This window comes from Paraburkholderia sp., from assembly GCF_035948235.1.
Taxonomy (GTDB): domain Bacteria; phylum Pseudomonadota; class Gammaproteobacteria; order Burkholderiales; family Burkholderiaceae; genus Paraburkholderia.
Genome location: NZ_DASZJJ010000139.1, coordinates 1 through 6,195, shown reverse-complemented (window position 1 = coordinate 6,195; position 6,195 = coordinate 1). Strand labels below are relative to the sequence as shown.

Annotated in this window: 6 protein-coding genes; 3 read left to right on the top strand and 3 right to left on the bottom strand. The window is 64.6% G+C overall.

All coding sequences use genetic code 11. The features are described 5' to 3' along the window. Window positions 1-1,570 (top strand): response regulator (locus VG320_RS12290; RefSeq protein ID WP_327200384.1); only part of this gene is annotated, 1,570 nt, incomplete at its 5' end. Between the two features lie 214 nt (window positions 1,571-1,784). Next, window positions 1,785-2,564 carry a hypothetical protein gene (locus VG320_RS12285; protein ID WP_327200383.1) on the top strand — a complete coding sequence of 260 codons (780 nt, stop codon included), beginning with the start codon at window positions 1,785-1,787 and terminating at the stop codon, window positions 2,562-2,564. A 55-nt stretch (window positions 2,565-2,619) separates the two neighbouring features. Here VG320_RS12285 and VG320_RS12280 read toward each other — a convergent pair whose 3' ends face one another. The 3 genes from VG320_RS12280 to arsC form a co-directional block, all read right to left on the bottom strand. Continuing rightward, window positions 2,620-3,174: an NAD(P)H-dependent oxidoreductase gene (locus tag VG320_RS12280; RefSeq protein WP_327200382.1), complete on the bottom strand. Its 555-nt coding sequence runs from the start codon at window positions 3,172-3,174 to the stop codon at window positions 2,620-2,622. Window positions 3,175-3,509: 335 nt separating this feature from the next. Further along, window positions 3,510-4,886 (bottom strand): gluconate:H+ symporter, encoded by a 1,377-nt coding sequence (locus tag VG320_RS12275; protein ID WP_327200381.1) that lies wholly within the window; start codon window positions 4,884-4,886, stop codon window positions 3,510-3,512. Between the two features lie 123 nt (window positions 4,887-5,009). Continuing rightward, window positions 5,010-5,366 carry an arsenate reductase (glutaredoxin) gene (gene arsC, locus VG320_RS12270; RefSeq protein ID WP_327200380.1) on the bottom strand — a complete coding sequence of 119 codons (357 nt, stop codon included), beginning with the start codon at window positions 5,364-5,366 and terminating at the stop codon, window positions 5,010-5,012. A 581-nt stretch (window positions 5,367-5,947) separates the two neighbouring features. On the opposite strand from arsC, the gene VG320_RS12265 reads away from it, so the two are divergent. Further along, window positions 5,948-6,195, top strand: a 248-nt coding sequence (locus VG320_RS12265) for a ParA family protein (protein ID WP_327200379.1), incomplete at its 3' end; no start/stop codon positions are given.

The window sequence follows — 6,195 nt, the reverse complement described above, 5'->3', positions numbered from 1 at the left end:
GTCCGCATCCGGCACGCCCGCCTCGGGCGCAAAAGTGCCCGAGGCCATCACGCCCGGCACGCCGTTCGCCGCGGCGCTTGCGCTCGGCAAGGATTCGGGCGTGGTGCGCATGCATTCGCAGTTGCTTGGCGGCAATGCGATCGTGGCGTTTCGCCGCGTGGGCGCGTATCCGGTCTACGTGACCTGCGCGTACCGCGCCTCGGCGATCTGGGCCGGCTGGTACCGGCACTTGAGCGTGCTGCTGATCTCGATGTTCACGCCGTCAATCGCGCTGTGGTGCGTGATCTGGCTGTCGCTGCGCCGCCTCGCCGCCGAAGAAGAAGCGTGGGAGCGCTGGCAGGCCGAAGCGTCGATGCGCCGCTCGATCGAATCGGCCTACCGGCAGTCGCGCAAGATGGAGGCGCTCGGCAATCTGGTCGGCAGCGTTGCGCACGATTTCAACAATCTGCTGATGATCGTCTCGGCCAACGTGCAGATCGCGCGCCGGCGCGGTGCGCCCGGTCTTGAGCGTGAATTGTCGGCGGTCGAGCGCGCGCTCAAGAGCGGACAGTCGCTCACGCGCCAGTTGCTCGGCGTGGCGCGCAAGCAGCCGCTGCGCAACGAGACGATTCATGTCGGCCGCTGGCTGCCCGCGTGTCGCGAGCTGTTGCGCGCGTCGCTCGGCGCGAAGGTCTCGCTCGTCGTCGATCTCGACGAGGACGTGTGGCCGGTGCTGGTCGACGTCGCCGAATTCGAGCTCGCGCTCATCAATCTCGCCGTCAACGCGCGCGACGCCATGCCCAACGGCGGGCGCTTCACCGTCCACGCACACAACATGGCGTTCCGGCCGGGGGAGGGCTTTCCGCTCGACGGCGATTTCGTGCATGTTTCGCTCGAAGACACGGGCGTGGGCATGTCGCCGGACGTACTTGCGCGCGCCTTCGAGCCGCTCTACACGACCAAGCCGAAGGGCATGGGCACGGGCCTCGGGCTGCCGCAGGTGTTCGCGTTCTGCGAGCGCTCGGGAGGACTGGCTGCGATCGACAGCGCGATTGGCGCGGGCACCTCGGTGCATCTGTATCTGCCGCGCGCCGCAGCAGCGCCCGCGCCCAAACGCGAGAGCGCGCCACGCGAGGACAGTACGAATCCGCCGCAAGGTCTGCGCGTGCTGCTTGTCGAGGACAACGACGAAGTCGCGGCGGGCACCGAAGCGCTGTTGCAGATGATGGGCCATCACGTCACCTGCGCGAGCGACGCGGCGAGCGCGCTCAAGCTGGTCGATGCAGCGGGTGCCGCCAGCGCGGATCGCCTGGACGACAACGATGCGCCGCATTTCGATCTCGTGCTGTCGGACATTCACATGCCCGGCGAGATGAATGGTATCGATCTCGCAGAGGCGCTGCAGCAGCGCATTCCGGCGCTGCCCGTGATTCTCGTGACCGGTTACGCGGAAGAACTCGAGCGCGCGCGCCACGTGGACGTGCGCGTGCTGTCGAAGCCGTTCGATATCGCGCTGCTCGAGAAAATGCTCGAAGCGATCCAGCGCGAACGCCAGGCGCGTGCGCGGCGGGAGCGGGACGCAACGCTCTAGACTCGACGCGCAGGGCGGGGGAGTGCGAACCGCAGACTTTGTTGCGCCGAATTGCGCGGACTGTGCGCCCGCACCCGGTCCGTGGCACGCGGATTGCGACATCATTGTGCTTAAGAACGAAAGGAAACCCGGCGGCCGGCGCGCCCGCGCGCGTTGGCCGGCATTGCCACCATTGCCCAGTAATCACGCGCAGAAGACGAGGAGTGAGTGAGCCATGAGACAAACCGTGACCGGTCTGTTCGAGACCTACGACGCCGCGCAGCATGCACAGCAAGCGCTGCTCCAGCGTGGCTTTCCGGCAAGCGACATCGAGTTGCCCGTGCATGAGGCCGGCGTGCTGGCCGGCATCGAGCGGCTGGTGTCGAGCTTCTTTTCTACGACTGGCGATGTGCGCGCCAATTCCGGCGCGGTGCCCGAACCTGCGCCACACGCGCCGGGCGCCACCACGCCGGAAGGCAATGTGCTGATCGGCGTGCGCGTGAGCGACGAAGCGCATGCCGATCTCGCACGCGAAACGCTGCGCGACGAACACGCGCTCGAAGTCGCCATTCGCGGCGGTAGCTGGACCTGGGCATCGGCGGACGCCGATCCGGTCGTGCGCGAACACTCGGCGCTCGAAGAACTGGGGCTCGCCGGTATCGCAGACGCGATGCGGCGGCGCACGACGCCCGCTGCGGCAGAACCGATGCCGCCCACTGCGGCCAGTGCGGAGCACATGGCGGCCGAGCGGCCGCTGAACGAAGCCGAAGCCACCGTGCTGTCGTCCGCGAGTGCGCCAGGCGCAGGCGCCGTGATGGGCTCGCCTGCAGCCGCATCTCAAGCTCATACGCGGGTCGTCGATGTGCCGGGCGCGCCGCAGGCCACCCAGGCGAGCAGCACGAGCGCGCCGCGCATCCCCGATGAATTCATCGAATACGAAGAGGATTCACATGATCATCGTGCGTCCGATGCGCCCGATCGACCCGTGACGGGAACGCCGCCGACCTTGCATTGACGATGCGGTCCGCGATGGCGCATGTCTCACCGGCATGCGCCATCGTCGTGTTTGCTCAGCGGCCCAGTTGCCGCTTCACCCATTCCGCATAGCGATCGACGAACGTTTGCAGAAATTTGCGCGTGTCGTCGTTCACGATTTCGCCTTTCTCGTTGATCCGGCTGGCGTCGTGCTTGATGAACATTTCGGGCTGGCCAAGCGTCGCCACGTCTAGATAGGCCAGCACATTGCGCAGATGCGCCTGCGAAAGCGCCGTGCCGATCGCCCCCGGCGAAGTCCCGAGCACCGCGCCCGGTTTACCGCTCCACGAATTCTTTCCCCACGGACGCGAACCCCAGTCGATGGCGTTCTTCAACACACCGGGAATCGAGCGGTTGTACTCGGGCGTCACGAACAGAAGCGCATCGGCGGCTTCGATCTTCTGCTTGAACTGGCGCGCGACTTCGGGGAAGTCGGCGTCGTAATCCTGGCTGTAGAGCGGCAGCACGCCGATGTCGAGAAATTCGAATGAAAGATCGGCAGGCGCCAGCGATGTCACGGCTTGAGCAAGCTGACGGTTGAACGATTCCTTGCGCAGACTGCCGACTACGACCGCAACTTGATAGGCCATCTCAGTGTCCTCCTCGGGGTTCTCGAAAGCGCGCGCGAAGCGCAGGGGAAGCGAACCGACATCATAGGCGCGATGCCGGGTCCGGTGATGCAGGGTGTCCGCGCGCGGCGTGCGGGGATGTGGACAAGTCAGGCAGCGGCAGATTTATCCACAGTTTTGGGGGATAAGCTTGTGCACAACTTCGCGCGAAGGCCGGTGCCATCGGCCATACGTTGGGATGGCAACTGCGGAGGAGGGCGCCTGCATTTTATGCAGCGTCGTCGCGGCGCGCGCCAGGCGTGATTGGCGCGCCGCGACACAAGCGGGTAGGGGGCTTCGTGCTGCGCTGCGCCCGCTCAGGTCAGCACACTCCAGAGCGCGAGCGTGAGAACGAGGCCAACGACGGAGACGATGGTCTGCAGGATCGACCAGACAAAGACCGTCTGCTTGAGCTTCAGGCCGAAGTACTCGCGCACCATCCAGAAGCCCGCGTCATTGACGTGGCAGAAGAACACCGATCCCGCACCGATGGCGAGCGCCATCAGTGAGTTGTGCGTCGCGCTCAGCCCGGTCACGACGGGCGCGACAATGCCAGCGGTCGCCGTGGTCGCCACCGTGGCCGATCCGGTCGCCTGACGCAGCGCCACGGCAATCAGCCATGCCAGCAACAGCAATGGCAAATGCGCACCCACGGCGATCTTGCTGATCGTCGTGCTGATGCCGGCCAGCACGAGCGTCTGCTTCAGACCGCCGCCGGCGCCAATGGTGAGCAGCAGACCGGCGATCGGCGGCAGGCTCTTGCGCAGGATATTGCCGACACGCTCACGCGCCATGCCGCGCGACCAGCCGAGCGCAACGATAGCAAACAGAACGGTGAGGCCGAGTGCGATCAGCGGCTCACCCAGAAAGTTGAGCACGTTGAAAGCGACGGTATCGGGATGGAGCGCAAGTTTTGCAACCGTGCGACAGAGCATCAGCAGCGCGGGCAGCAGGATCGTCAGCAGCGAGACACCGAAGCCCGGCGCCGCCAGTTGCGGATCGTGACTCGTAAAGAGTTTGCCGAGGTCTTCGGGTTCGTCCACCTGCATGCGGCGCGAGAGCCAGGAGCCGTAGAGCGGGCCCGCGAGGACGACAGCGGGAATCGCCACGAGGATGCCGAATCCGAGCGTAATGCCGAGATCCGCGTGCAATGCGCTCACGGCGATCAGCGGACCCGGGTGAGGCGGCAGCAGGGCATGCAGGGTCGTCATACCCGCGAGCGCCGGAATGGCGATGCGCAGGATCGGCTGCTGGGAGCGGCGCGCCATGACGAAGATGATCGGCACCATCATCACCAGCCCGACTTCGAAGAAGAGCGGCAAGCCGATGATGACGGCGACGAGCGACATCATCCACGGCAAGGTGCGAGGCGTCGAATGCTCTAGCAAGGTGGAGACGAGACGGTCGGCCGCCCCCGATTCGGCCATCAGCGCGCCGAGCATGGCCCCGAGCGCGATGATGATGCCGACATCGCCGAGCAAGGCGCCCGCGCCTTTGCTGAAAGCGCTCGCCACGCCTTCGAGTGGCACGCCTGCGGCAAATCCGGCCGCGAACGTGCCGACCAGGATCGAGAGAAACGGCGCGAGCTTGAGCGCGCTAATCAGAATGACGATCAGCACGAGGCCGAGCGCACAGGAAAGGATCAGGCGTGTGTCGTGGAACGACCACGCGGATAAGGTAGCAAGGGACTCCACGGGATTCTCGATGATCGGTCAGGTGGTCGCTGCGGTTGGGGGAGGGGCCGTGACTGGCATGGCCCTGATGGCGCTAATCACGCGGAGGCTTTCCTCGGGTGCGTATGCAGGTGCGTCTATTAGTCAGGCAAACAGCGTCGCGACGTTTTCGGGAGGACGGCCAATCACCGCGCGGCCATTGCGGACGACGATCGGGCGCTGGAGCAGGGTAGGGTGCTTCGCGATGGCTGCGTAGAGTTGATCGTCGGACACGTTCTCATCCGCGAGGCCAAGCTCGGCGTATTCGGTTTCGTTCGTGCGCATCATGTCGCGCAGCGGTCCGCCGAGCAGCGCGTGCAGTGACTTCAATTGCTCAACAGTGGGCACCGTCTTCAGATACTCGACAACCTCGACGGGCTCGTTCGCGGCGTTGGCGTCGGCCACCAGATCGCAGGTTGCACGGGATTTTGAGCAGCGCGGGTTGTGGTAGATCGTGATCATGGCTTGGGGCAGTCGGTCTAGAGAGAGTGGTGGGGCGGGGCGGCCCGCGAGGGGCGCGCATGGTGGCACTGATTTTACCGGCGGCGGGAGTACGGGACACGCTGGACAGTGGCACTTGTGGCGGAGGAGGGCAGCGTGGCGCTTTATGCGCATAAAGAATCGGTGGCTGGAACCATCACTTGACCGCGAGAAGGGCGTCGATTGAGCGACAACGGTGTGACCGCTTCGCCACAGCGACCTCCAGCTTTATGCGCATAAAGCTGCCGAGGCATGCCTGCACATTCCCGATTCGACGCACAGCCTAGTCTCTTGGCCCCCACGATTCTGCTATTCACCGCCAGCGCCTTTATGCGCATAAACCTCGCTGACATTGCGCGATTGCCTCGCCGCGATCCTCGCGCGCGCGAGCTTCCAATCCGATTCGGTGCCGCGCCCATTGCGTGCCCCCGAGCCTTTATGCGCATAAACCTCAGCCAAACGGCCAACGTTGCACGTCTATCCGACGAAAATCAGACCGCTGCCGTTGAATCACAACTTAATCCAGGTAAAATCCAAAACAATTAGCAAAAGGAGAAAATCAATTGGCAGCAGAGATAATCGCAGTCACGCAGCAGAAGGGCGGGGTCGGCAAGAGCACGATCGCGATGCATCTCGGCGCAGCATTCCATGAAAGGGGAAAGCGTGTACTCGTGGTCGATGCCGACGGCCAGAACACGCTGGTTCATTGGGCCAGTGCATCCGCTGATGGCGATGTCGGCATTCCTTTCCCGGTGGTCAATCTTTCTGAAGCCGGTGGCCAGATCCACCGCGAGATCAAGAAGTTCATCGG

What these genes read in the sequence shown, in the direction of transcription:
- VG320_RS12280 (WP_327200382.1), bottom strand. Translation starts at nt 3,174, where the DNA reads ATGGCCTATCAAGTTGCGGTCGTAGTCGGCAGTCTGCGCAAGGAATCG.
- arsC (WP_327200380.1), bottom strand. Translation starts at nt 5,366, where the DNA reads ATGATCACGATCTACCACAACCCGCGCTGCTCAAAATCCCGTGCAACC.
- VG320_RS12285 (WP_327200383.1), top strand. Translation starts at nt 1,785, where the DNA reads ATGAGACAAACCGTGACCGGTCTGTTCGAGACCTACGACGCCGCGCAG.